Below are 24187 nucleotides of genomic sequence, written 5' to 3' on the forward strand. Positions count from 1 at the left end.
AGATAGCAAACCAAGGACGATAGATAGGATACCTAAAACAAGTGATGGTTTTTTCTTTTCATTCATCTTCAAAAAACTCCTTAAACTAAACACAAATGAATAATACCATAAAAATCGGCTTTATCAATTGGGTGAAAAATTTTAGCACTTTGTTATTCGGTTCTTGAACCGAGAAGAGTGGATAAAACAAAAAAAGCTTTTAAAGATAAAGCTTTTTTTGTTAGAATCCTGATTAGTGCATCATTAAGATGAGTCCTGCAACCCAGTTAACTACAGAAATTACAATCCCAACAATATTGAGAATTCGTTCTGTTTTATAATCAAGTTCAGATTCTTTTTGATGTGAATTAGCCAAGACTAGACCAATGATCCCCAAAACGAGACCTACGATTGGAGATAGCAAACCAAGGACGATAGATAGGATACCTAAAACAAGTGATGGTTTTTTCTTTTCTTGCATCTTCAAAAAACTCCTTAAATTTTATACTAACAATTATACCATAAAAAGCCGAGACTTTATATTAAACACATGTGACAAGTTTTTTCACATTGTTAATTAGACTTCACCTTCCCAGTCCATGAATCCAATCCGTAAGAGAGGATATAGATTTCTGAGAAGCCTTGCTTTTTCAAGAAAAGTGCTGCATTAGTCACACGTTGCGCACGTTGATTTTCATATAGAAGGACTGGTTTATCCTTGCGAAGAGCTGCAAGACTTGTCTTCAATTGATTTGAAGGAATATTACGAGCTCCAAGGATATGTTTTCTGTGAAAGTCAGCTGGATCACGCAAGTCAATTAACTGACCTGTACGAATCAAAGACTCAAACTCTGCATTGTCTACAATTTTAGCTGCACGGCGAATGCGAAGGTAGTTGTATCCCATCCAAGCCAACATCGCTACAATAAGTCCCCATAATACCCAAGTTACCATAATATCTAATCTCCATTTTTTTCTAAATAGTCTAATTCTAGTTTGTGCTCTCTGCGAAGAACAGCTTCTGCTTCAAGATAATCTAGCTTGTCCATCAAGCCTGCATCATAAATCCGTGATAGTTCAATTTTCATCAGTTCAATGTCATAGAGACGTTTTCCCATATAAACAATGATACCGAACTGTTTTAGATATTGTTGCACATCGTAGAGTGTTTTCATAGCTCTCATTTTAGCAAATAATCAGATTTTTTTCAATAGTTCCCTAATAGTTTGGAGTAGGTTTCCTTTTTTCACTATTATCTGAATTTCTTTACACTATGACAAAGAAGAAATCCTAGAGTCATTCCAACAACATTTTGCATGAGATTTGGGATGATTTCTGGAATAGCTGCACCCCAACCATTCATCCAAGCTGATGCCAAGGCATAACCAGCTACCATGAATAGAGTCGCCAAGACTAATCCTAACCATTGCCATTTCCCTTTAAAGCCTGCAAAATAGCCTTGCAAACCATGATTGATTAAGCTAAAAATCATCCACTGAGGGTAGCCTGAAATGAGATCAATGAGAAATCCTGCTAACCCTCCGACAACGGCTCCTTCACGGCTTCCAAAGTAAAAGGCTGTGAAGAAGACTCCAACGTCCAAAAGTGTTAGAAATCCAGTTGGTGTCGGGATTTTTATAAAATACCCCAATACGACAGAACTGGCTGCTAAGATAGATACTAGGGCGATTTTAGTTGTTTTGGTTTGCTTCATACTGTCTCACTCCATATTGATCTGCTTGTGCAATGGCACGGTAAACAAAGGCTTTGGAACTCTCAACCGCAGGTAATAGCCCCTCTCCCTTGACTAACTGACTAGCAATGCTTGACGCAAAGGTACATCCTGCACCAGCATTTTGTCCTTCTATGACTGGATTCTCAAAAATGGTAAAATTCTTCCCATCATAAAAGACATCCACAGCCTTATCCTGACTGAGGCGATTCCCACCCTTGATAATCACTGCTGGCGCACCCAAATCACGCAGTTTTTTGGCTGCATTTTTCATGTCTTCCAGACTTTCAATCTTTTGGTCTGCAAGCAACTCTGCCTCAGGAAGATTAGGAGTAATCACTGATACATAAGGAAAAAAGCGAATCAACTCTTGACAGAGCTCACTAACTGCAACGTCGTGCGTTTCCTTACAAACCAATACAGGGTCCAAGACTACTGGAACTCCTGATCTTTCCTTGATGAAATTCAAAGCTCTCTCAGCAACACCAACTGTCGGCAAGAGACCAATCTTAATCCCTCCAAAGTCTACGCTTTTAAGACTATCCAACTGTTGTTGGAAAATAGTCTCATCTGTCGGGAAGACTTCAAAACCATTTTCTGTCAAAGCAGTCAAGCAGGTCATGGCTACAAAACCATGCAAACCATTCAAAGTATAGGTCGCAAGGTCAGCAGCTAGTCCACCACCACTAAAAATATCATTTCCTGAAAGTGCTAAAATACGATTATTCTTCATAACGAATCTCCTTTAAATACAATCCATTAGGTGCTGCAGTTGGACCTGCCAACTGTCTGTCTTTTTTCTCCAAGATGAGGTCAATCTGTTCAATCGGCATACGGTTGTTGCCAATTTTCAGCAAGGTTCCGACCATATTTCGAATTTGCTTATAGAGGAAACCATTGCCAGAGAAAGTAAAGGTCAAAAACTGCCCTGTTTCGTCAATCCTAAGACTGGCTTCCGTAATCGTCCTAACCTTATCCTCTACACTAGTCCCTGATGCTGTAAAACCAGTAAAGTCATGTGTTCCCTCTAGTTCTTTTACAGCAAGCTGCATCCGCTCCACATCTAGTGGGTAGGGATAATGAGTCGTATAATGACGGCGCATAGGATTTTTAGGACGTCCTCTATCCACGATAAACTCGTAGGTCTTGCTATGCTTGGCATAGCGGCAATGAAAATCATCAGCCACAATCTCAATCGAAATCACATCGATGTCTTCAGGACTTTGGGTATCAAGAGCAAAGCGAAGTTTTTCCTCATCCATCTGATAGGGGAGATCAAAGTGGATGACCTGGCCTAATGCATGAACACCACTGTCCGTTCGCCCAGCGCCATGAATGGTAATAGCTTGTCCTTTATTGAGTTTGGTTAGAGTTTTTTCAATTTCCTCTTGGACACTACGCGCGTGAGGCTGCCGTTGAAAACCAGCAAAGGCGTAACCATCATAGGAAATGATAGCTTTATATCTAGTCATGTATCTATTTTATCAAGAAAATTTCTCTGCAACAAGTTTGAAAACCAAAAATTGTACGGGGACAGTTTTAGATATCAACTAGTCCTTACCTCGATTTTCTCATTATATATTTACGTTCTGGAACTTCAATGGTTTGAACGATTTCAAATCCCTCTTTTTGGTAAAGATTTTTGGCTGTTTGATTTGACTCAAAAACCGTTAGGGAAATACTCTCAATTTCTTCATTCTCAAATATTTCTTGAACGAAGCCTTGGAAAGCTTTTCGACCTATTCTTTTTCCCTGCTTCTGTGGAGCTATGAGAAATCTTCCAATATGAAGATTTTTATCTTCTAGCCTGATTTTCTGGATGACACCTACAAACTCTTCTTCAGCAAAAATGGAAAAAATTCCTTCCAGCTTTTGTAAGGATTGGACAATCAAGGGATAAGAAATTTTGGGTCCCATCCATTGTTTCTGAAAACTTTCTCCCAAAGCATTAGACCAGCGACAAATGAGTTGGGCATTTTCTATCTGAAGTCCTTTTTCAAAGTGAATTTTCATATTTGCTCCTAAAATTTCTCCTTTATCCAACTATTATACTCTTTCTCTTATTTTTTCCGAATAAATAAGTATGATTCATCTTTACTTTTTTCTTGTTGGAGCTATTATTGCTTCCTTTCTAGGTCTTGTCATTGACCGCTTTCCTGAGCAGTCTATGATCTTTCCTGCTAGTCACTGCGATTCCTGTCATACTCGCTTACGTCCCTTGGATTTGATTCCGATTGTCTCTCAAGTAGTACATCGCTTTCGTTGTCGCTACTGTAACTCAAGCTATCCCTTTTGGTATGCTCTCTTTGAGTTTGGATTGGGGCTTCTCTTTCTAGCTTTCTCCTGGGAATTTCTGACCTTAGGACAACTTATTCTGATAACTGCTGGCTTGACCTTAGGAATCTATGATTTCCAGCATCAAGAATATCCCTTGCTAGTCTGGCTGACCTTTCACCTAATTCTCATGGTTTGCTGTGGTTGGAATCTAGTTATGATTTTCTTTCTTATTCTGGGAATTTTGGCTCACTTTATCGATATCCGCATAGGTGCAGGGGATTTTCTCTTTCTAGCCTCTTGTGCGCTTATCTTTAGTCTGACAGAATTACTAATTTTGATACAGTTCGCTTCTACAACTGGCATTCTAGCTTTTCTCCTGCAAAAGAAAAAGGAAAGGCTCCCATTCGTGCCTTTCCTCTTATTTGCTACCTGTATGATTATTTTGGGTAAGCTTTTGCTTTTAGGATAGTCAGGCCCTCTATGAGGGCTTTTATTTTGTCGTCCTATTCCTTAGATAACTTTTTCAATGAAGTTTAGTATGGTTGATAGTCCATCTGGTGTCCCTATACTTTCTGGATGATATTGAAAGCCATAGATAGGGAGCTTCTTGTGTTGAAAACCCATGATAACCTGATCGTCTATCGCACGAGCGGTAACTTCAAAGTCTGCGGGTAATTCCTCCACCATAAGACTATGGTAACGCATGACTGAACAGTTATTTTCTATACCCTGATAAAGAATGGATGGAGCTTCAAATTGGAGCTGACTTTGTTTACCATGCATTACCTTTGGAGCCAAACCTAGTTTTCCACCAAAAGCCTCTGCAATAGCCTGATGTCCCAAGCAAATCCCCAAAATTGGCTTTTCACCAGCAAAATCTCGAATCATATCCTCCATTTTTCCAGCATCAGCTGGCCAACCAGGTCCAGGCGAAAAGACAAGAGCTCTTGCCTTTTCTGCTACTTGATAGAGACGAGGATCGTCATTTCTCAAGACCTCAACAGAAGAAAAAGTTCCGATATATTGAGCTAGATTGTAGGTAAAAGAATCATAATTATCAATCAATAAAATCACAATTTTCTCCCTTTAATCTTGGAATGATTAGTTATTCTTTGCTTCAATGTAGTCTGCAATGGCAGCTACGTCCTTGTCTCCACGACCAGAGACATTGATGATGATAATCTCATCTTTACTTAGTTTTGGTGCGCGTTTGACTGCTTCAGCGATAGCATGTGAGCTTTCAATTGCTGGGATGATTCCTTCTGTTTTACTTAATAAAAGCAAGGCTTGGACAGCTTCTTCGTCTGTCGCTGCTACATATTCTACTCGACCAGAGTCTTTGAAGAAGGCATGTTCTGGACCAACCCCTGGATAGTCCAAACCTGCTGAGATAGAGTAAACTGGCGCGAGTTCTCCATCTTCCTTAAAGACTGCATAGGTCTTCATTCCATCGACAATTCCGACACTACCCTTGGTCATTGTTGCTGCGTGTTTGTCGGTATCTAAACCATGACCAGCAGCTTCTACTCCAACCAATTTGACTTCTTCATCAGCTACATACTGTGAAAAAGCTCCGATGGCATTGGAACCACCGCCCACACAGGCAATGACGTAGTCTGGCAGTCGTCCTTCTTTTTCCAAGATTTGACGACGTGATTCTTCACTAATAACCTTTTGGAATTCATGGACAATGGTTGGGTAAGGGTGCGGACCTACAGCCGAACCTAAAACGTAGAAAGCATCAAGGTCATTCATCCATGCTCCAAAGGCTGCATCAACCGCATCCTTCAGTGTACGAGTTCCCGTTTCAACTGAGTGAACAGTCGCTCCCATCATCTCCATACGGAAGACGTTGAGACGTTGACGTTCCACATCTTCTGCCCCCATGTAGACATCACATGCCATACCAAACTTAGCTGCAGCAGCAGCCGTCGCAACACCGTGCTGACCAGCTCCTGTTTCAGCAATCACACGTTTTTTACCCATACGTTTAGCAAGAAGGATTTGTCCAAGGACATTGTTAAGTTTGTGTGAACCAAGGTGGTTAAGATCTTCACGTTTGAGATAAATCTTAGCCCCACCTAGATAATCCGTCAAACTTTCTGCAAAATAGAGCGGAGTCTCACGACCTGAATAATCCTTCAAGTAATGGCGAAACTCAGCTAAAAACTCTGGATCATCCTTGTACTTTTCAAAAGTCACTTCTAACTCATCCAACAAAGCCTGAATAGGCTCTGGTACAAAACTACCACCAAATTGTCCAAAATAACCTTTAGTTGTCATAAGATTCCTCTTTTCTATTGATTCCAAGATATGAAAAAAGCCCACACACAGAAAAAATCTGTGTGAGGGCGTTCGGGACGCGGTACCACCTCAATTGTAAAGAGAATATCCCCTTTACATCTCTGCCTTGTCTAACAACAAGTTGCACTGTAAGGTGTGCCTACCGAATTTTCATTGTTTCAAATTCACTTTTAAAATCAGCCCAATTTCACTAGTTCCAACCACCTGTTCACAGTAACCACAGGCTCCCTGAAGATTAAAAATAATTACTTTTCTGATTTGTTGAGTTAATTATATGTTATTGTTTTTTCTTTGTCAACCGTTTTCACTAATTTTTTACTAATTTTTTTAATTATTTTTGTGAAGCACCTAAAACTTCTTCAGAAACTCGGACAAAAGTCTCAATGATATAATCTACTTCTTCATCCGTTAATTTGGTGTGAAGCGGTAGTGTAATCTCGTTTACAAAGTAGGCATAAGCCTTAGGATAGTTTGCCATGTCAAAGCCAAGATTCTTGTAAGCTGTCAAAAGTGGAAGCGGTTTGTAGTGAACGTTACTTGCGATTCCTGCTTTGGCCAATTCTTGGATAATTTGATTGCGTTGCTCGAGACTAGCACCTTCTACATGGGTAACGTAAAGGTGACGACAAGATTCAACAGTATCTGTCTCATGAGCCAATGGGTGAATACGAGTTCCTGCAAATCCACGGTCATAGCGAGTTACGATTTCTTTACGACGTTGAAGCAAGCCAGGATAACGATCCAATTGTGCCAAACCAATTGAAGCCATGATATCCGTCATGTTGCACTTGTAGGCAGGAGTTACGATATCGTATTCCCATGAACCTAGTTGCATCTTGGCAAGAGCATCTTTTGTTTGACCATGAAGAGATAGGATTTGGAATTCCTTGTACATTTCTTCATCATCAATAGCTGGATTAGCTTTCCAAGTAGCACTTCCTCCTTCAGCAGTTGTAAAGTTCTTGACAGCGTGGAAAGAGAATGACGTAAAGTCTGCAATGGAACCAGCTGGTTGCCCTTTGTATGTTGAACCCAAAGCATGGGCGCTATCTGAGACAACAACGATACGGTTAAAGACTTTTTGCCACTTGCTAGTAGCTGTAAAGAGGTCACGTTTCTTCTCAACAACTTGGAACAAACGGTCATAGTCACAGACAATCCCTGCAAGTTCTACTGGGATGATAACCTTAGTCTTCTCAGTAATCGCTTGCTCAAGCTTGTCATAGTCCATTTCAAAGGTATCACCTTGGATATCAACCATAACTGGTGTAGCACCTACGTGAGTGATAACGCTACATGATGCTGTATAAGTCATAGCCGGAACGATAACTTCATCGCCAGGACCCACTTCAAGCACGCGCAAGATCAATTCAAGAGCTGCTGTTGCAGAGTTGAGGCAGACTGTCTTAGGTGTCTGAGTATAGACGGACAGACGACGCTCCAATTCTTTTGTCTTAGGTCCTGTTGTAATCCAACCAGAACGAAGGGTATCTGCTACTTCAGCAATTTCAGCTTCGGTAATATCAGGTGGTGAAAATGGAATATTATACTTTGTCATTGTTTTACTCCTTTGATCGGTTTCAATCTTGCGACTACTTTATTTTAAAACTTCAAATACAGTCTGGAACATGATCTTGATATCTCCGAAGAAATTAAAATCACGTAGGTAGGCTAGATTATAGTGCATCTTTTCTGGAAGGACTCTTTCGACATAAGCTTGGTCGACCGTCATACCTTTTGCAGTCATTTGACTGATAATGGCATCCTCGTCCTTATAATTAATGCTGGCAAGGGATGTAATCCCTGCTGGTAAGAGCAAGGTAGCCATCATTTCAGGGCTATACTGCTCTGTGTAGCGTGGTACTTCTGGACGAGTTCCCACAAAGGACATCTCTCCTTTAAGAACATTGACCAATTGTGGAAGTTCATCCAAACGAACACGGCGAATGAAATTTCCAACTTTGGTGATGCGACTATCATTTGCAGAAGTTACTAGGCTTCCTTTTTTATCAGCATCTGTCACCATGGTACGGAATTTCCAAATCTTGAAGTGTCGGTTGTACTGGGTTACCCGCACCTGCTTATAAATGACTGGACCCTTACTATCTAGTTTGATCCAAATACTTAGAATCAGAAATACGGGTGAGGTCAAGATTAACAAGATCAAGGCTAGAACCAAATCTAGACAACGCTTGAGAATCAGTGAACCTTTTCTTCCAGAGACGAGCTGGTAGTATGGTTTTACCTCGCTCAATTGCATCTCCTGAGGTAGTTCATCCCATTTCAGCATGCACATTCTCCTCTGTTTTTTAATATGTAATCTTTAAACATTCTACATTATACCACAAAATGAAAGAGGCAGTGCAAGAAATCTGTATTTTAAAGGAATTCTTCTCTAAGAAAGAGCCCCTGCCTGTAAACTATACATCTTGTGATAGGTTCCTCCTAAGACCAAAAGTTCCTCGTGTGTGCCGCTCTCGATGATTCGTCCCTTATCTAGGACATAGATACAGTTAGCATCCTGAATGGTAGAAAGACGATGGGCGATGGCAATGGTCGTCCGACCTTGTCTCATCTTGGCTAGAGAATTTTGAACTAGGGCTTCTGTTTCAGAATCAATATTGGCTGTCGCTTCATCCAAAATCAGAATTTTAGGTTGACTGGCAACAGTTCTAGCAAAGGCCAGTAGCTGACGTTGACCAGTTGAGAAACTCGAACCACGCTCTGACACAGGAGCATCATAACCTAAAGGAAGATCCTGAATGAAGGAATCTGCATCCACAAATTCTGCTGCAGCCTTGACTTGGTCATCACTGATATCTTGGTACATGGCGATATTGGACTTGATGGTCCCATGATAGAGGAAAGGTTCCTGTAGAACCAGTCCGATGTTTTTTCTCAACTCCTCTTGACTATACTTACGAATATCCACACCATCAAGGAGAACTCGACCAGACTGGAATTCATAAAAGCGCATGAGAACATTGATGATAGAAGATTTCCCAGAGCCAGTATGCCCGACAAAGGCGATGGTTTCACCTTTATTGACGGTAAAGGAGATATCATCTAGAATTTGGTGTTTTCCATCATAAGAGAAGGACACATGTTCAAAACGGATATTTCCTTCTTGAATCTCCACTTGTCCATTTTCTTGGACCGGTTCATAGTTGGTCTCATCGATAAGTGCAAAAACACGACCTGCTGAAACCATAGATGTCTGAAGGGTAGAAAAGTTCTGCGTTACCTCAATCAGGGGATCAAAGAGGCGATTGATATACTGGATAAAGGCATACATGGTCCCTGCTGTTATGCCTAGATAGAGACCACGATAGCCAAAGTAAGCCATCAAAACTGCATAGCCCAATAACTTCAACAAACTCATGGCCGGACGTAAAAAGAGGGAATCCAGGGCTACTGAACGGTTAGCGTAGACCAGGTGTTCCTGATTTATCTCATCAAACTCTTCTTGCAGGCGCTTTTCTTGATTAAAGGCTTGAATGATGCGAATCCCTTCGATGTTTTCTGCAAGTTTACTGTTGATATCTGACAAGAGACTTCTGGTTTTTTCGATAACCTTGACCGATTTTTTACGGTAGAGATTGACCAAAAGGAAAACCAAGGGTAAAAAGAGTAGAACCAAAGCTGTCAGACGATAGTCCAGAACAAGCATGGTATAAAGGGTTGTCACAAAGATAAAGACCGCCGAGATAAAGCTGGACAAAATCCCTGAAAACATATCACTGATTGTCTCTGTGTCATTGGTCAAACGAGAAACGATGGAACCTGCTGGTGTTTTATCAAAATAAGACATGCCTAGTTTTTCCATATTGGCAAAGGCATCACGTCGAATATCTCTAACAATGCTGTAGGACACACGCGCAAAGAGGCGATTCCCCACATATTGGACAATGGTTTGAAGAATGTAGAGACCATAGTAAACTAGCAAAACTGTAACAGCAAGCTGGTTGAGATTATGTAGATACTGGTCGATAAAGTGAGAAGCTACTAGGGGAATTACGCTCTTAATAACAGTCGTCATAAGGAGAAAGGCTAAGGCTAAAAAGGTGAGGAGACCGTAAGGCTTGAGATAGGACAACAAGCGTTTTAATACAGCCCATTGTGCTTGTTTATTGCGCATCTTCTTCCCCTTTCATTTCTAATTGTTGTGACTGGTAGGTTTGTGCATACCAACCATCCAAGGCTAGTAAGTCTTCATGTGTACCTCGTTCAATGATGCGACCATTTTGCATGACCAAAATCAAATCCGCATGAACAACTGCACTGAGACGATGGGCAGTGATAATGGTCGTTTTATCTCTGCGAGTTTCCTTGAGATTATCGATAATAGCGAACTCTGTCTTGGCATCTACAGCTGACAAGGAATCATCTAAAATCAGGATATCAGGATTTAAAATCATAGCCCGACTCATAGCCAGACGTTGCTTTTGTCCACCAGATAGACTGACACCTTTTTCACCAATAACCGTGTCAAATCCCTGGGGCATGGCTTGAATATCTTGATAGACTTGTGCCAGCTTAGTTGCTTCTTCTACTGCAGAGAAAGGCAGGTCGGGATTTCCAAAGCGGATATTGTCTAGGATAGAGCTAGCAAAGAGAAATTGATCCTGTGGGACGTATCCCATTAAACTACGCAAGTCGGCTAGTCGATAGTCACGAATATCGTGACCATTTAGATAAATGGCTCCTTGGTCAACGTCATACTCACGTAAGAGCAACTTAATCAAAGCAGTTTTCCCTGAACCAGTCTGACCAACCAAGCCCAGAGTTTGCCCTTTTTCAAGGATAAAATGAATATCTTTCAGTGTCTCTTCGTCTTCAAAGGCGAAACTATCAATAGCATAGTCCAAACGGCCATTTTCAATCCCGTCAAGTGGAGATTCTGGATCTTTGACAGGTGACTCTTGAGACAAGAGACTCTCAATCCGTTGGTAAGAAACTTTCCCTCTTTGAGTAATATTAAAGAGGAACCCAATCGCCATCAAAGGCCAGACCAACATATCCAAGTAAGAGATAAAGGTGACCAGATTACCGACGGTTACTTGTCCCGCTTGCACCATAAAGGAACCGACCAAGAGAGTTAAGACATAAGAAGAACCTACAAAGAGCAAAACCATCGGGTCAAAGAGACTATCATATTTCATGGTTTGGAGATTCTTTTGGAAGGTCAAATCATTGACTTCCTGGAAAGATGCCAATTCATCAGACTGATAGCCAAAGGACTTGGTTACCTTGATACCTGATACAGACTCTTGAACCTTATTGTTGAGCTCAGAAAAGGCTGCTTGCGATTCGCCAAAAGCTTTGTGGGTCTTTCTCCCCAAACGACTAGTCGCATAGGCCATAAATGGCAAAGGTAGAATGGCAACCAAGGTCATCTGCCAAGAAATGCTAAAGAGCATGGTCAACAAAGTTACCAAGGCTGTGATTGAGGCATCCACTGCCATCATGACACCACCACCTGCTAAACGAGTCAGAGCATTGATATCATTGGTTGCGTGAGCCATCAGGTCCCCGGTCCGATAATTCTGATAAAAAGCAGGCGACATCTTTGTAAAATGCTCAAATAGTCTTGAACGCATGATTTGTCCCAGTCGGTAGGAGGTTCCTAGGATATACATGCGCCAAACATAACGCAGATAGTACATCCCGAAAGCAGCGAGCAGGAGATAAAAGAGATGATGCAGGAGCTCATCCTGTGTTAATCGTCCCGAAGTGATGGCATCGATCACGCGCCCCATAACCATAGGTGGGATGAGGTTAAGCACAGAGACCAAGACCAAAGCCACGATTCCAACTAGGTAACGACGTTTTTCTAACTTAAAAAACCACCAGAGTTTTTGGATGATAGACATAAAATTCCTTTCTAATGACAAATGGAAACCTGAGGCATGAACCCCAGGTTTTTCTTATTCATAGGTGACGACGCTTAGTTGACCCTTATCATACTCAGCGATAAATATATTGGCCACATTATCATACCCTTGCTTATTCAGATGATCTAGGAGCCATTCTTCCGTTAAGCTGAGAGTATCGAGGACATCCGACTGAATGACACCATCTGTGATGACAGGATACTTAGGATTTTCATCTCCATTTTGTACTACAATCAGCTGACCGTTTTGCTCCTGCATAGCTCGTTTGACTTGTTTCATTTGGAAAATTCCCTGACTACGGAGCTTAAGAGCTACGTCCGCTGCTGACAAACCAACCGAACGGCAAGCTTCTGGATCAATCTTCCCATTTTTGATGAGCAGGGTTGGCTTCCCATCAATCAAACGTTTCACAAAGTGAACATTGTTGTTGAGCCATTTGAGAGTCAAGACCAGAATGGTCCACATAATCAGGATAACTGCATACTGAAGGATACTGATGGCGCTATTGTAAATCACCCCACCGATGATACCCCCTAGCACATAGTTCTGGATTTGGTCTATTGCTGAGTTAGGCGCTAGGTTGCCCTTTCCTGTTACATTGATTACAAAAACCAGAGAAAAGAGACCCAAGGCTAGTTTGATTAAAATTTCGATATAATTAAGTGTCATTTGTTCACCTCCACCAGTTCAATTGCATCTGTTTTATACAATTCCACTTTCTCTAACAGGTACTTGTCTGGCTCACTGCCGTTCAGGACACGATAATAACGATCTCCCACCTTGATAAGTGCGCCATCAGTGTTTGTGGAAGTATTAACATAGACTTCTGACTTGTCTACTCCCAAATCTTTGGAAACAACCTCGATGAAATGAAGTGAAGTTTGAAATTTATTGTTAGAAACTTGATTGTTTTGATAAGTCGTGATGCTGACCAAAAGTAGAGCTAATAAGGTCAGAGCTGAAATCATGACCAACTCACGAAATTTGGTCCCCTTTTTATCATGGTATGCCTTAAAAGCAAAAAAACCTGTCACAGCTAATAGAACAATCCCAAAGCCAACCATGATACCATTTTGCTGACCGATTTGGCTGAGTACATAGTCATAAGAGTAGAACTTCATCTATTTTCACTCCCCTTCATAAAATCATTCTTAATTATAAACGAAAGAGGGTGATTTTTCAAACTATACGCTGGGGAAATACGCGTATCAGACCAACTTCTCTAACTAACGACTCAAATACCTATTTCAAGATTCTGATTTTGATAATTGATAAGAATAGACACTAGGAATTATCACTACAAAGAAAAGTGTCAAGAAGAATACCCAGTAAACATATAGCTGAACAAAGGCATTTAGAAACAATAACAATCCTCCTAATACCCAAATTTTTCCAGCTAGGCGATGCGTTTTGCTCCAGTTCTCATCATTCTCCAAAGTCCACGGAAGTCGAATACCGATTATATAATTTCGGCGTGTTTTTGGTAGATAATTTCCAATTACAATCATGATGACTCCCATAAAAATCTGAGCTAGAATTCCACTTATCATAGAATAACCCAAAGATGCTCCGTAGATAGAAATCATCGATAGACAAGATACAAAAGGAATAATCCAGTAAATCAAAAGTTGTATTTTTGAACTAATATTGCTGGACTTAGGATCCTTGATCATCAAGAATAGAATCAACCAATGCATCAAAAGCATGAGAGCCGGTAATCCAAAGATAGCAAACATTTTATGATCGTAGCCATCTGCTTGGCCCAGTAGATTAAAATGAGTCGGCATCTTCTCTGGTAGTTGAAACCAGAAAACACAACCTATAAGGGTAGGCAGTAGGATAAGAATGCTAGTATATAATACCAATTTCTTATTGATTTTTATCTTCATCTAAAAATCTCCTTTCAGTTCTGCTAACCACACCATCATATCCTCTAAAACTGATGTATTTAACTCATAATAAATAAAGTTTTTCTCTTTCATTTCACGAATCAAATCCGCTGCTTTCAAAATCGTAAGGTGGTGTGAAATTGTTGCACCTGTTAACTCAAAATGACTGGCAATTTCTCCTGCAGATAACCTGCCTGTTTTAAGCAAATTCAAAATCTCCCTCCTGACTGGATGAGATAAAGCTTTAAAGCTATTTGCAAAACTCATGGTGCTTCCTTTCTATTCGCAATATCAGTAAGGCAAGGAATAAGCAGGGTAGCACTGCTATCAGTCCTGCTGGTGACGGACCAAAAATCAAGAGGCTTGAAGCTTTTTCTCCAGGCAGTTGAAAGAGTAGTCCAAAACCTGCAGTTGCATTGATTGCCCCATGAAATAGTGCTGAAGCCCAGATAGAACCTGTCTTTTCCATCAACCAGCTCAACAATATTCCTACACTAAAACAAAATAGGAACATGGCAACAATTCCCAAAACAGGATAAGCAAAATAAGTTAGTCCATAATTAAAGCCTTGCAAATTAATTGGTAAATGCCATAGACTCCAAATGAGACCAAGTAAGACATGAGTCTGTACTAGTGAAAATCGTTCTCTTAGAGTTGGGTAAAGATAACCACGCCAACCAATTTCCTCTCCCAATGCAAATAAGCTATTAAGAAAAGGAGCGTAGGTTAAACTAGCTAGAATTTGAATCAAGACCAAAGAAGATAGGGGGATCGGTGATTGAAGTACTCCTTTTTCTTGTAAGATAGCTTGAATAAATTCAAAACCAAGGCTGAAATTGTTAGGAAATACAAGAAAATAAAGTCCTGCTCCTAAGAAACTGATAACTGCTGGCAACCAGATAGCTAGTAAGTAAAAGCCCCAGTTCCTCTTGAGATTCACGACTAATTTAGACTTGATTCCACTAGGTTTTTTCGTTATTTTCCCTAAGAGAAAGACTGCAAGCGCAGGCATCCACATGGCCACAATACTAGCAAGCTGACTCCATGGAGAATTTAGTCCAATACCACTTAGCCATAGTGCCAACCATATTATCCAAGCAAGACCATAAGACAAGACCACAAAAAGAAGGATTGTTCTCTTATTTGACATATTTGTAACTTCACTTTCTATTTAGATGTTTTTCTAAATAATATTATATACCTTTCCACTCCAAATACAAGAACTATTTAGATTTTTTTCAAAATAGTTGCGAGAATTTTTTGTTTTCTAAGGATAAAGTTTAAAGAGTGAGTTTACGAACTAGAAACTCGCTGGCTTTACTTTTTTTTGATAAAATATAAGAAATACATCTAGAAAAGGTACACACTATGAAACTGATCTCATGGAATATTGATTCCCTCAATGCAGCATTGACGAGCGACTCTGCGCGTGCGAAATTGTCACAAGACGTTCTCCAAACTTTGGTAGCCGAAGATGCTGATATTATCGCCATCCAAGAAACCAAGCTTTCAGCTAAAGGTCCTACTAAAAAACACCTTGAGGTACTAGAAGAACTCTTCCCAGGTTACGAAAACACCTGGCGTTCCTCTCAAGAGCCTGCCCGTAAAGGCTATGCTGGAACCATGTTCCTCTATAAGAAAGAACTCACTCCAACTATCAGCTTTCCAGAAATCGGTGCTCCTTCTACCATGGACTCTGAAGGCCGTATCATCACTTTAGAATTTGATACATTTTTCGTGACTCAGGTCTACACACCAAATGCTGGGGATGGTCTCAAACGCTTGGAAGAACGTCAAGTTTGGGACGTCAAATATGCGGAATACTTGGCTCAACTAGACAAGAAAAAACCAGTCCTTGCTACAGGTGACTACAACGTTGCCCACAAGGAAATTGACCTTGCCAACCCAGCCAGCAACCGCCGTTCACCAGGTTTCACAGACGAAGAACGTGAAGGATTTACAAACCTTTTAGCCAAAGGATTTACTGACACCTTCCGCCATGTCCATGGCGATGTTCCAGAACGCTACACTTGGTGGGCACAACGCAGCAAGACTTCAAAAATAAACAACACAGGCTGGAGAATCGACTACTGGCTCACAAGTAACCGTGTGGCAGACAAGGTTACCAAGTCAGATATGATTGACTCAGGCGCACGCCAAGACCATACACCGATTGTCTTGGAGATTGAATTATAAGGATTTTCTATATGAACTACAATGCAGTTATTCCCGAGTTTATAGTCTCAAATTTAGAACAGTCTCGTTCCTTCTACTGCGATTTACTGGGTTTTACAATCGAATACGAGCGACCAGAAGAAAACTTCCTCTTCTTATCGCTTGAAGATTGCCAGCTAATGTTAGAGGAGGGAACAAAGGATGAATTAGTTGAACTGACCTACCCCTTTGGTCGTGGAGTCAACATTTCCTTTGGCATAGAGGATGTCCCTCGACTCTATCAGAAAGTAATCGAGTCTAACTATCCTATTCATCGTCCTTTGACCAAAAGAGAATTTCGTGTTGGTGAACAATATATCTATCCTCATGAATTTGCAGTTTTAGACCCAGATGGTTATTTTTTAAGATTTAGTGAATAAGAAAAAGGAGGCTGATAGCCTCTTTTTCAGTAGGTAAACATGAATTGACAGACCTGTAAATCCATTGATCAAAATCTTTGCTAAAGCCTATGAAATCAGTATGTCAAAGAACTTTGATAGCCGTTTTTTGTATAATTGAGTAGAATGAAATCAGAAAGCGAGGAAATTTTATGCAAGTCGGAAAACAAATCCAGCACTATCGTAAAGAGAAAAAATTATCTCAAGATGATTTAGCTGAAATAATTTTTGTCAGTCGCCAATCCATTTCCAACTGGGAACGCGGCGCGACTTACCCTGATATTCAGAACCTACTCTTGCTGAGCAAGGTCTTTGAAGTGTCATTGGACAAACTAGTAAAAGGAGATTTGGAAACTATGAAACAAATTATTCACGATCAAGAGTTTATACGTTATCAAAAAGATGGAATAATCTTTAGCATACTGCTATTTGGTTTTCCTATCATCAGCATACCCTTAATTCTTTATTTGAATTGGTACGGTATCGCTATTAGTTGCTTGATTTTTGCTATCGCTATGTTCTACGCCCTACGCATTGAAAAATTCAAGAAACAGCATAATCTTCGCACCTACCGACAGATTGTTGCCTATGTTCAAGGAAGCAGCCTAAGCGAGATTGAAGAAGCTGAAGAAAGGGGTAAAGCTCCCTACCAAAGAATCACGCTTCCCATTCTATTTGGCCTTGGAATTGGTGCTATTGCTCTGCTATTTTATTGGCTCTTACTTCCTTTCTTCCCTATCAAATAAAAGCGAAGTCATCAGACCTCGCTTTTTAAATGTATTAAAATTTATAGGGTTGTGGATAGTGAACACACTCTGGTTTTTTAGGGCGTAGCTATCTACCATGTTTTCCTATATCCTCACCTGTCTATCTTCAGATCGTTGTCCTGTGACAAACATGGTGAAGGTTGCCTTGCAGACATTTCGGCCATCTTGGTTGGTGATATCAACATCGACGACACAAGTGGTACGTCCATGATGGACACATTCTCCTTTGATAGTGAGAACGTCCCCTAGATTTCCAGCTTTCAGATAGTTGATAGAAGACTGGAGCGTCACTCCATCTAAGCCAAGCGAAATCACCACAAGACCACTGATTTGGTCACAAAGGGTAAATAGATAGCCTCCATGGGCATTCCCATAATAGTTGAGTGAGGAGTCCACTACTTTTGTCGTCACTACAACGTGACCATCTCTCATTTTTTCAATTTCGTAGTTTTCAAAGGCAGATATAGCGTCAAAGTGAAAATCTTTCATACTTTCCTCCTGATATTTCAAACGACACTATGATACTACTTTTCAAGACTCTACGCAAGGGAGAAGCACTTATTCAGGTAAAATCCTAACCTGCTCCACAAAGCGCATAAAGGCTGCTTGTCCTTCTTCTGTTTGCTTGTAAACTCCTGCATCTTCCAATACCCGAGCGAAGATTTTTCCAACAGATTCTTGGACGATTTCAAGAGCTTGGTCTTTATCAGTCAATCCAGGATGAGTTTCCTTCAACTCATCTGCCCATTTTTTGTGATAATCTGCTACTAAAACATCCTCTCCGACTAGATAAGCTGCTACTTGCTCTACTTCTTCCTTCAAGCGTGGTGGCAAAATGGCTAAGCCCATAACCTCAATCAAGCCGATATTTTCCTTTTTGATATGTTGGACATCCTTGTGGGGATGATAGATGCCGTCTGGATGCTCTGGAGAGGTTTGATTGTCCCGCAAGACCAAATCCAACTCAAACTGCCCATCTCTTTTACGCGCAATCGGTGTGATAGTATGGTGCGGAGTTCCATTGCTTTTCGCCAAGACCTGCACACTTGGATCGGAGTACTGACGCCAAGAAAGTAAGATTTTCTCAGCAAGGTTGGTCAGCTCGTCTTTTGAATCCGACGTCAATCGAATGGCTGACATAGGCCACTGAACAATCCCTGCTTTGACAGATTCAAAACCTTCAAAGGTAAAGCTCTTTTGTAAAGGAGCCACTTCCATTGGGAATACATGGCGACCACCTTGATAATGATCATGTGTCAGAATAGAACCACCCACGATTGGCAAATCAGCATTCGAGCCTGCAAAATAGCCTGGGAATTGCTCCACAATTGCTAACAAACGTTCAAAACTTTGGCGACTAATAGCCATAGGACGATGCTTGCTGTCTAGGAAAATACAGTGCTCATTAAAGTAAGCGTAAGGCGAATACTGGAAGCCCCACTCCTGCCCAGAAATATCAAAACGGATAATACGATGGTTGCTTCTAGCTGGATGATTGACACGACCATGGTAGCCTTCGTTTTCCATACAAAGCTGACACTGAGGATAGTTGCTCGACTTGACCAACTTAGCTGCCGCGATCTCTTTTGGATCCTTTTCAGGCTTAGACAGATTGATGGTAATCTCCAGTTCACCGTATTCAGACGGTACACGATAAGCAATATTCTTTGCGATAGCTTTTAGTTTGATGTAGTCATTCTTCTGACTGAGTTGGTAGAAGTCCGCAATCGCCTGCTCTGGTGACTGGGCATAAGTAGCCCAAAAGTCTCGATTAACCTGACTTGGACAAGGCGTTACCAAGTCCATTAGGTCTGCACCGAGAATCTCACGAGCAGCCAGACTATCTTCAATCGTTTCCAAGCGAACGGCTTCCTCGACAAGCTGATCTTTAAGGTCAATCAAGTTATCTTGGTCAGTCTCAACTTCAAGAACTCCATCTCCCACCAGTGCTAAAACACGATTGGTCAGATAGATACGATCCAACTCTTCAAAGCTACTTTCTGCAATGACTTTGGTAACAAATGTTTCTACTAAGGTCACTAGAAAACCTCCTTTTGACTAATCAAGAACGCGAGTTCCACCTGCCACTTCAGCGATATAGAAACTTGGAGCGTAGCCAACTACTTCCTCGTAGTGCTTGCCTACAGCTTCCTTGAAGGCCTCAACAGCATCCTTTTGAACCAAGGCGATCGCACAACCACCAAAACCTGCTCCTGTCATACGAGCACCAAGAACACCTTCTTGAGCCCAAGCAGTGTGAACAAGGGTATCTAATTCCAAGCCAGTCACTTCGTAATCGTGCTCAAGAGAAACGTGAGATGCATTCATCAAACGACCAAACTTGTCCAAATCTCCTGCTTGAAGAGCCGCTTGCGCTTTAAGGGTACGTTGGTTTTCAAGAATGGCATGGCGAGCACGTTTCAAGCGATTTTCGTCTTTGATGAGGTAACTGTATTCATCAAAAGCCCACTCATCCAATTCACCCAAGGTTTGAATGTCCAAGGCCACTTGGAGTTCTTCTACTGCTTTTTCACACTCAGCGCGGCGTTCATTGTACTTAGAATCTGCTAGTTCACGGCGTTTGTTAGTGTTCATGATAACAACAACATTGTCCTTCAAATCTAGTGGGACCAAGTCGTATTCTAGAGTATTAGTATCTAGGTAAATAGCACGTTGGTCTGCCCCCATACCGATAGCAAATTGGTCCATGATACCAGAGTTAACACCGATAAAGTTATTCTCTGTCAATTTCCCGATTTTTACTAAATCTAGACGATCCAATTTTAGGTCAAAAAGGTATTCTGCCACGACACCAGTCAAAAGCTCCAAAGATGCAGAAGAAGACAAGCCCGCACCATTTGGGATATTTCCAAATACATAGAAATCAAAACCTTTATCAATCACATGACCAGCTTCTTGCAAGAAATGAAGGACACCTTTTGAATAGTTGGTCCAGTTGTGCTCTTTCTCAAACTTAAGGTCAGCTAGAGGCACTTCAATGATGCCTTTGTCCTCAAAGTTCGCGGAGTAGAAACGCAATACTTGGTCATCGCGCTTGCGTGCAGCTCCGTAAGTTCCTAATGAAATAGCTGCCGGGAAAACATGCCCACCGTTATAGTCAGTATGTTCCCCAATCAAGTTGATGCGCCCTGGTGAGAAGAAGGTTTGATCCGCTTCTTGACCAAAAACAGCAAGAAAATCCTTGCGAAGTGCTTCAGCAGTAAGATGTTGTGTCATATGAGTTCTCCTTTGACGAAATATTAGGTAAAAAACTTTATCCTGTAATCGTTTTCTTCTATTGTACCCAAGGGTTTTGCTTAGGTCAACATTTTTACCGATATTTTACTAAACTATGAGTAAAAAGGAAGAAAAATATGCTATAATAACCTAAAAAGGAGGGGAATTATGGCTACACTCAAAGATATTGCTCAGCTAGCCTCTGTCTCGATCGCAACTGTATCCCGTGTCCTCAATCGCGATCAGAGTCTATCTGTGACAGAAGAAACCAGACACCGTATTTTAACCGTTGCCGAAGAACTAGGTTATACCAAACATCTCAAAACAGGCGAAAGTCACAAACTGAAACAAAAGATTGCCATTATCCAATGGGTCAGCGAACAAGGTGAGTTGGAAGACCTCTACTACTACCAGATTCGACTAGGAATCGAAAATAGGGCACAAGAATTAGATTACGAAATCTTACGCTATTTCAATGATCAACCTTTTACGCTTAGCGAAGAAGTTATTGGAATTCTTTGTATTGGGAAATTTAGCCAAGCACAGATTGCATCATTTGAAGAATATCAAAAACCTCTAGTTTTTCTAGATAGTGACACCATAGCCTTGGGACACACCTGTGTCATTACAGATTTTAATAATGCTGTTAGACAGGTAGTCGATTACTATACAGACCACGGGATTAAGAAGATTGGTATCTTATCCGGTCTTGAAACTACTACTGACCAAGAAGAAGTCATCGCAGATAAACGCTTAGGTTACTTTAAATCCTATACACAAGAAAAAGGAATTTATAACGATAAATTCATTTTCCAAGGTCTATTTACTGCCCAATCTGGATATGACTTGATGAAAGAGGCTATCGAAAAATTAGGAGATAAACTTCCACAAGCCTTTTTTGCAGCTAGTGATAGTTTGGCAATCGGTGCCCTTCGCGCCCTTCAAGAAGCCAGCATCAGCATACCAGAGCGCGTCAGCATTATTTCCTTTAATGATACTATTCTAACCAAGCAAGTGTTCCCACCCCTTTCCAGTATCTCAGTCTACACCGAAGAAATGGGACGTACAGGAATGGATATTCTTAACAGAGAAGTTCTTCATGGGCGTAAAATTCCAAGCCTCACTATGCTTGGAACCAAACTGACGTTAAGAGAAAGCACCTTGCATTAAGCACAACACTTGAACATAAAAAAACCTAATAGAGATTCTCAAATCCTATTAGGTTTTTCTTTTTATACTCAATGAAAATCAAAGAGCAAACTAGGAAGCTAGCCGCAGGTTGCTCAAAGCACTGCTTTGAGGTTGTAGATAAAACTGACGAAGTCAGTCACATATATAATCCAAGGTGAAGCTGACGTGGTTTGAAGAGATTTTCGAAGAGTATTAATCCATCACAATCATAGACTTGATAGTCTTGCGTTCATCCATAGCCTTATAAGCTTGGTCGATATCTTTCAGTTTATAGCTTGAAGTAAAGACGCGACCTGGATTGATATCACCATCCAGAACGGCTTTAAGCAAGAATTGCTTATCGTATGTTGTTGCAGAAGCTGCTCCACCTGCAACAGTTATATTTTGCATAAATGTTGAACCAAGAGCACGATTCTTATAATGTGGAACTCCTACAAATCCCATGCGCCCTCCATTGTGAAGCACACCCAGTGCTTGCTCAACAGCTGCCTCAGTACCAACACACTCAAGCGCTGCATCTGCTCCACCGCCGAGAATTTCACGTACCTTGGCAATGCCTTCTTCACCACGTTCTGCTACAACTGCTGTCGCACCTGACTCCAAAGCCATCTGTTGACGGTCTTCGTGACGGCTCATGAGGATAATTTGGGAAGCTCCACGCATTTTAGCTGCAATAACAGCACATTGCCCAACAGCTCCATCCCCAATAACCACAACTTTATCGCCGGGTTTTACACCAGCTACACGCGCTGCATGATAGCCAGTCGGCATGACATCAGCCAGAGTCAAGAGAGACTTGAGCATCCCTTCTGTGTAATCAGACGGTTGCCCAGGAATTTTAACAAGGGCCCAATTAGCGTAGTGGAAACGGAGATATTCAGCCTGGAAATTCCCTCCTAGATTATTTCCGATATGATTGTCACAAGAACCATCAAATCCAGCACGACAGGCGTCACATTCACCACAACCATGAGTAAATGGCACAATCACAAAATCACCGGGTTTGACTGTTGTAATGGCTTTTCCAGTTTCTTCAACGATTCCAATTGCTTCGTGTCCACTATTTTTGTGACCCGCTTTAATATCTGGATTACGATAGCTCCAAAGGTCCGAACCACAAACACAAGCACGTACCACACGGATAATAACATCATCCGCCTCTTGAATACTTGGGCGCTTGATTTCCTCAATACCGACCTGACCTGCCTTGGTATAAACTGCTGATTTCATAAAATTTCCTCTCTGTATGTAACTACCTTAAGTATACACTTTTTATCAAGCTTTCGCTCACTTATACTACATCTCATTAATGATGATGTTCATGTCCATGACTTTGACCTACTTCCAACTCCTCAATTTTTCGCTTATGGGCTTGATGAGTTGCTAGATCTGCATCAACCTCAATGGTGATATTTTGAAAACCACAATCTTTGAGTAGGGTTCGAATGGATTCTTTACAAATCTCCATCTGTCCGATCTCTTTTAGACAAACATGGACAATGGCATTTTTTTCCAAACCATCCATGGTCCAGAGGTTTAGCTGATTGATACTAGCAACGTAGTCCAGTTGCTCCAAATCACTCTTGACTTGCTCAATATCTACTCCTTCTGGCACAGCATCCAGGAAAATCTTGAGCGTGCTCCAAAAACGTGGAATGGCTTTTGATAGAATAAAGAAAGAAATGACCAGAGACAAGAGAGAATCTAGGATATACCAGTCGGTAAATCGCAGAACAATGGCCATAAGGATAACAGCCAGCCAACCCAGAGTATCTTCCAGAAAGTGCAGGCTAAGGATGGATTCGTTTTTTGTTTTTCCTTTACGAACGACAAGACTGGCTAGCACATTAATACTAACAGCAATGATTCCTAGCCAGAGAATGCCCTCATCATTGACAGGTTGTGGATGAAAGAGTTTTGTTATATTTTCCAAAATCACCAGAACAGACCCCGTCATAAGAATCACAGCTGTTACCATGGCACCTAGAAGGCTAAACCGTTTGTAACCCAAGGTGTAATGACTATCTTCTTCACGATTGGAAATTGCTTCAAGAAAGGCTGATATCCCAATTGCGATTGCATCTCCAAGATCATGGACAGAGTCAGCAAGGACCGCACTAGAACCAAAAATCTCTCCTGCGATAAACTCAACAATGGCATAACTTAAATTCAAGAAAAAAGCTAACCAAACTGTATGTTTTGTCTTCATAATCAACATTCCTTTGTTATAATAGATTCATGAACATCTTGTTCATTATCATTATCTAACATTCATTTCAGAAAGGATAGGAGCAAATTGTTTACT

The 24187-nt window shown here is 41.0% G+C and carries 28 protein-coding genes and 1 other annotated feature; of the genes, 5 read left to right on the forward strand and 23 right to left on the reverse strand.

The genetic code is table 11. From position 1 onward, the window contains the following. Window positions 1-232: 232 nt before the first annotated feature. From ADH90_RS02995 to ADH90_RS03025, 7 genes are all read right to left on the reverse strand, one after another. Window positions 233-460 (reverse strand): hypothetical protein, encoded by a 228-nt coding sequence (locus ADH90_RS02995; RefSeq protein ID WP_049529906.1) that lies wholly within the window; start codon window positions 458-460, stop codon window positions 233-235. A 92-nt stretch (window positions 461-552) separates the two neighbouring features. Then, window positions 553-933: a rhodanese-like domain-containing protein gene (locus tag ADH90_RS03000; protein WP_000259323.1), complete on the reverse strand. Its 381-nt coding sequence runs from the start codon at window positions 931-933 to the stop codon at window positions 553-555. A 5-nt stretch (window positions 934-938) separates the two neighbouring features. Next, complete coding sequence (locus tag ADH90_RS03005; protein WP_049529907.1) at window positions 939-1163, reverse strand: YqgQ family protein; 225 nt, start codon at window positions 1161-1163, stop codon at window positions 939-941. 68 nt (window positions 1164-1231) lie between these two features. Next, the gene (locus ADH90_RS03010) at window positions 1232-1693 is read right to left on the reverse strand and encodes an ECF transporter S component (RefSeq protein ID WP_049529908.1); all 462 of its coding nucleotides are present in this window, start codon (window positions 1691-1693) and stop codon (window positions 1232-1234) included. Further along, on the reverse strand, window positions 1671-2444 hold the full coding sequence (locus ADH90_RS03015) for a bifunctional hydroxymethylpyrimidine kinase/phosphomethylpyrimidine kinase (protein ID WP_049529909.1): 774 nt from the start codon (window positions 2442-2444) through the stop codon (window positions 1671-1673). The genes ADH90_RS03010 and ADH90_RS03015 overlap by 23 nt, the downstream gene beginning before the upstream one ends. Then, window positions 2434-3183: a tRNA pseudouridine(38-40) synthase TruA gene (gene truA, locus ADH90_RS03020; protein ID WP_049529910.1), complete on the reverse strand. Its 750-nt coding sequence runs from the start codon at window positions 3181-3183 to the stop codon at window positions 2434-2436. Before truA ends, ADH90_RS03015 begins: the two co-directional genes overlap by 11 nt. 85 nt (window positions 3184-3268) lie before the next feature. Further along, window positions 3269-3724, reverse strand: a complete 456-nt coding sequence (locus tag ADH90_RS03025) for a GNAT family N-acetyltransferase (protein WP_049529938.1) — start codon at window positions 3722-3724, stop codon at window positions 3269-3271. A gap of 70 nt (window positions 3725-3794) precedes the next feature. Between ADH90_RS03025 and ADH90_RS03030 the strand changes: the two genes are divergently transcribed. Further along, the gene (locus ADH90_RS03030; protein WP_049529911.1) at window positions 3795-4457 is read left to right on the forward strand and encodes a prepilin peptidase; all 663 of its coding nucleotides are present in this window, start codon (window positions 3795-3797) and stop codon (window positions 4455-4457) included. A gap of 41 nt (window positions 4458-4498) precedes the next feature. On the opposite strand, the gene ADH90_RS03035 is transcribed toward ADH90_RS03030, so the two are convergent. The 11 genes from ADH90_RS03035 to ADH90_RS03085 all read right to left on the reverse strand — a co-directional run bounded on the left by ADH90_RS03035 (window position 4499) and on the right by ADH90_RS03085 (window position 15225). After that, window positions 4499-5062, reverse strand: a complete 564-nt coding sequence (locus ADH90_RS03035) for an aminodeoxychorismate/anthranilate synthase component II (RefSeq protein ID WP_049529912.1) — start codon at window positions 5060-5062, stop codon at window positions 4499-4501. Between the two features lie 27 nt (window positions 5063-5089). Further along, on the reverse strand, window positions 5090-6271 hold the full coding sequence (gene trpB, locus ADH90_RS03040) for a tryptophan synthase subunit beta (RefSeq protein ID WP_049529913.1): 1182 nt from the start codon (window positions 6269-6271) through the stop codon (window positions 5090-5092). A gap of 61 nt (window positions 6272-6332) precedes the next feature. After that, window positions 6333-6557, reverse strand: a binding site (T-box leader). A gap of 66 nt (window positions 6558-6623) precedes the next feature. Next, window positions 6624-7850, reverse strand: coding sequence for a DegT/DnrJ/EryC1/StrS family aminotransferase (locus ADH90_RS03045; protein WP_049529914.1), 1227 nt, complete (start codon window positions 7848-7850; stop codon window positions 6624-6626). A gap of 39 nt (window positions 7851-7889) precedes the next feature. After that, window positions 7890-8582: a sugar transferase gene (locus ADH90_RS03050; RefSeq protein WP_049529915.1), complete on the reverse strand. Its 693-nt coding sequence runs from the start codon at window positions 8580-8582 to the stop codon at window positions 7890-7892. A gap of 105 nt (window positions 8583-8687) precedes the next feature. Then, window positions 8688-10430 carry an ABC transporter ATP-binding protein gene (locus tag ADH90_RS03055; RefSeq protein WP_049529916.1) on the reverse strand — a complete coding sequence of 581 codons (1743 nt, stop codon included), beginning with the start codon at window positions 10428-10430 and terminating at the stop codon, window positions 8688-8690. Beyond that, window positions 10420-12165 carry an ABC transporter ATP-binding protein gene (locus tag ADH90_RS03060; protein ID WP_049529917.1) on the reverse strand — a complete coding sequence of 582 codons (1746 nt, stop codon included), beginning with the start codon at window positions 12163-12165 and terminating at the stop codon, window positions 10420-10422. The genes ADH90_RS03055 and ADH90_RS03060 overlap by 11 nt, the downstream gene beginning before the upstream one ends. Before the next feature lie 54 nt (window positions 12166-12219). Beyond that, window positions 12220-12855 carry a DUF421 domain-containing protein gene (locus tag ADH90_RS03065; protein ID WP_049529918.1) on the reverse strand — a complete coding sequence of 212 codons (636 nt, stop codon included), beginning with the start codon at window positions 12853-12855 and terminating at the stop codon, window positions 12220-12222. Further along, window positions 12852-13307, reverse strand: a complete 456-nt coding sequence (locus tag ADH90_RS03070; protein ID WP_049529919.1) for a DUF3290 family protein — start codon at window positions 13305-13307, stop codon at window positions 12852-12854. The genes ADH90_RS03065 and ADH90_RS03070 overlap by 4 nt, the downstream gene beginning before the upstream one ends. 126 nt (window positions 13308-13433) lie before the next feature. After that, window positions 13434-14075, reverse strand: a complete 642-nt coding sequence (locus tag ADH90_RS03075; protein ID WP_080982614.1) for an SdpI family protein — start codon at window positions 14073-14075, stop codon at window positions 13434-13436. Next, complete coding sequence (locus ADH90_RS03080) at window positions 14076-14342, reverse strand: autorepressor SdpR family transcription factor (protein ID WP_000006514.1); 267 nt, start codon at window positions 14340-14342, stop codon at window positions 14076-14078. It abuts the gene before it with no gap. Beyond that, entirely contained in the window at window positions 14326-15225 is a 900-nt protein-coding gene (locus ADH90_RS03085; RefSeq protein ID WP_049529920.1) for a CPBP family intramembrane glutamic endopeptidase, read from the reverse strand. Before ADH90_RS03085 ends, ADH90_RS03080 begins: the two co-directional genes overlap by 17 nt. A 218-nt stretch (window positions 15226-15443) precedes the next feature. Between ADH90_RS03085 and ADH90_RS03090 the strand changes: the two genes are divergently transcribed. The 3 genes from ADH90_RS03090 to ADH90_RS03100 all read left to right on the forward strand — a co-directional run bounded on the left by ADH90_RS03090 (window position 15444) and on the right by ADH90_RS03100 (window position 17433). Beyond that, window positions 15444-16271 carry an exodeoxyribonuclease III gene (locus ADH90_RS03090; RefSeq protein WP_049529921.1) on the forward strand — a complete coding sequence of 276 codons (828 nt, stop codon included), beginning with the start codon at window positions 15444-15446 and terminating at the stop codon, window positions 16269-16271. Window positions 16272-16282: 11 nt separating this feature from the next. Then, window positions 16283-16669, forward strand: coding sequence for a bleomycin resistance protein (locus tag ADH90_RS03095; RefSeq protein WP_049529922.1), 387 nt, complete (start codon window positions 16283-16285; stop codon window positions 16667-16669). Between the two features lie 170 nt (window positions 16670-16839). Then, on the forward strand, window positions 16840-17433 hold the full coding sequence (locus ADH90_RS03100; RefSeq protein ID WP_049529923.1) for a helix-turn-helix domain-containing protein: 594 nt from the start codon (window positions 16840-16842) through the stop codon (window positions 17431-17433). A 105-nt stretch (window positions 17434-17538) separates the two neighbouring features. On the opposite strand, the gene ADH90_RS03105 is transcribed toward ADH90_RS03100, so the two are convergent. The 3 genes from ADH90_RS03105 to ADH90_RS03115 all read right to left on the reverse strand — a co-directional run bounded on the left by ADH90_RS03105 (window position 17539) and on the right by ADH90_RS03115 (window position 20691). Beyond that, window positions 17539-17943, reverse strand: coding sequence for a PaaI family thioesterase (locus ADH90_RS03105; RefSeq protein WP_036759319.1), 405 nt, complete (start codon window positions 17941-17943; stop codon window positions 17539-17541). 69 nt (window positions 17944-18012) lie between these two features. Then, window positions 18013-19494, reverse strand: coding sequence for a UDP-glucose--hexose-1-phosphate uridylyltransferase (locus ADH90_RS03110; RefSeq protein WP_049529924.1), 1482 nt, complete (start codon window positions 19492-19494; stop codon window positions 18013-18015). A gap of 18 nt (window positions 19495-19512) precedes the next feature. Continuing rightward, window positions 19513-20691, reverse strand: coding sequence for a galactokinase (locus ADH90_RS03115; protein ID WP_049529925.1), 1179 nt, complete (start codon window positions 20689-20691; stop codon window positions 19513-19515). Between the two features lie 168 nt (window positions 20692-20859). Here ADH90_RS03115 and ADH90_RS03120 point away from each other — a divergent pair, with 168 nt between their 5' ends. Beyond that, window positions 20860-21861, forward strand: a complete 1002-nt coding sequence (locus ADH90_RS03120; RefSeq protein WP_049529926.1) for a LacI family DNA-binding transcriptional regulator — start codon at window positions 20860-20862, stop codon at window positions 21859-21861. A gap of 213 nt (window positions 21862-22074) precedes the next feature. Here the strand turns inward: ADH90_RS03120 and ADH90_RS03130 are convergent, their stop codons facing one another. Both ADH90_RS03130 and ADH90_RS03135 read right to left on the reverse strand, forming a co-directional pair. Then, entirely contained in the window at window positions 22075-23112 is a 1038-nt protein-coding gene (locus tag ADH90_RS03130) for a zinc-binding dehydrogenase (protein ID WP_049529927.1), read from the reverse strand. A 76-nt stretch (window positions 23113-23188) separates the two neighbouring features. Further along, entirely contained in the window at window positions 23189-24091 is a 903-nt protein-coding gene (locus ADH90_RS03135) for a cation diffusion facilitator family transporter (protein WP_049529928.1), read from the reverse strand. Window positions 24092-24187 lie beyond the last annotated feature (96 nt).

Source organism: Streptococcus pseudopneumoniae (assembly GCF_001073085.1).
Lineage (GTDB): Bacteria > Bacillota > Bacilli > Lactobacillales > Streptococcaceae > Streptococcus > Streptococcus pseudopneumoniae_M.

Coding starts and splice junctions, on each gene's coding strand:
- ADH90_RS02995 (WP_049529906.1), bottom strand. CDS start 460: ATGCAAGAAAAGAAAAAACCATCACTTGTTTTAGGTATCCTATCTATC.
- ADH90_RS03000 (WP_000259323.1), bottom strand. CDS start 933: ATGGTAACTTGGGTATTATGGGGACTTATTGTAGCGATGTTGGCTTGG.
- ADH90_RS03005 (WP_049529907.1), bottom strand. CDS start 1,163: ATGAGAGCTATGAAAACACTCTACGATGTGCAACAATATCTAAAACAG.
- ADH90_RS03010 (WP_049529908.1), bottom strand. CDS start 1,693: ATGAAGCAAACCAAAACAACTAAAATCGCCCTAGTATCTATCTTAGCA.
- ADH90_RS03015 (WP_049529909.1), bottom strand. CDS start 2,444: ATGAAGAATAATCGTATTTTAGCACTTTCAGGAAATGATATTTTTAGT.
- truA (WP_049529910.1), bottom strand. CDS start 3,183: ATGACTAGATATAAAGCTATCATTTCCTATGATGGTTACGCCTTTGCT.
- ADH90_RS03025 (WP_049529938.1), bottom strand. CDS start 3,724: ATGAAAATTCACTTTGAAAAAGGACTTCAGATAGAAAATGCCCAACTC.
- ADH90_RS03030 (WP_049529911.1), top strand. CDS start 3,795: ATGATTCATCTTTACTTTTTTCTTGTTGGAGCTATTATTGCTTCCTTT.
- trpB (WP_049529913.1), bottom strand. CDS start 6,271: ATGACAACTAAAGGTTATTTTGGACAATTTGGTGGTAGTTTTGTACCA.
- ADH90_RS03045 (WP_049529914.1), bottom strand. CDS start 7,850: ATGACAAAGTATAATATTCCATTTTCACCACCTGATATTACCGAAGCT.
- ADH90_RS03050 (WP_049529915.1), bottom strand. CDS start 8,582: ATGCTGAAATGGGATGAACTACCTCAGGAGATGCAATTGAGCGAGGTA.
- ADH90_RS03055 (WP_049529916.1), bottom strand. CDS start 10,430: ATGCGCAATAAACAAGCACAATGGGCTGTATTAAAACGCTTGTTGTCC.
- ADH90_RS03060 (WP_049529917.1), bottom strand. CDS start 12,165: ATGTCTATCATCCAAAAACTCTGGTGGTTTTTTAAGTTAGAAAAACGT.
- ADH90_RS03065 (WP_049529918.1), bottom strand. CDS start 12,855: ATGACACTTAATTATATCGAAATTTTAATCAAACTAGCCTTGGGTCTC.
- ADH90_RS03070 (WP_049529919.1), bottom strand. CDS start 13,307: ATGAAGTTCTACTCTTATGACTATGTACTCAGCCAAATCGGTCAGCAA.
- ADH90_RS03075 (WP_080982614.1), bottom strand. CDS start 14,075: ATGAAGATAAAAATCAATAAGAAATTGGTATTATATACTAGCATTCTT.
- ADH90_RS03080 (WP_000006514.1), bottom strand. CDS start 14,342: ATGAGTTTTGCAAATAGCTTTAAAGCTTTATCTCATCCAGTCAGGAGG.
- ADH90_RS03085 (WP_049529920.1), bottom strand. CDS start 15,225: ATGTCAAATAAGAGAACAATCCTTCTTTTTGTGGTCTTGTCTTATGGT.
- ADH90_RS03090 (WP_049529921.1), top strand. CDS start 15,444: ATGAAACTGATCTCATGGAATATTGATTCCCTCAATGCAGCATTGACG.
- ADH90_RS03095 (WP_049529922.1), top strand. CDS start 16,283: ATGAACTACAATGCAGTTATTCCCGAGTTTATAGTCTCAAATTTAGAA.
- ADH90_RS03100 (WP_049529923.1), top strand. CDS start 16,840: ATGCAAGTCGGAAAACAAATCCAGCACTATCGTAAAGAGAAAAAATTA.
- ADH90_RS03105 (WP_036759319.1), bottom strand. CDS start 17,943: ATGAAAGATTTTCACTTTGACGCTATATCTGCCTTTGAAAACTACGAA.
- ADH90_RS03115 (WP_049529925.1), bottom strand. CDS start 20,691: ATGACACAACATCTTACTGCTGAAGCACTTCGCAAGGATTTTCTTGCT.
- ADH90_RS03120 (WP_049529926.1), top strand. CDS start 20,860: ATGGCTACACTCAAAGATATTGCTCAGCTAGCCTCTGTCTCGATCGCA.
- ADH90_RS03130 (WP_049529927.1), bottom strand. CDS start 23,112: ATGAAATCAGCAGTTTATACCAAGGCAGGTCAGGTCGGTATTGAGGAA.
- ADH90_RS03135 (WP_049529928.1), bottom strand. CDS start 24,091: ATGAAGACAAAACATACAGTTTGGTTAGCTTTTTTCTTGAATTTAAGT.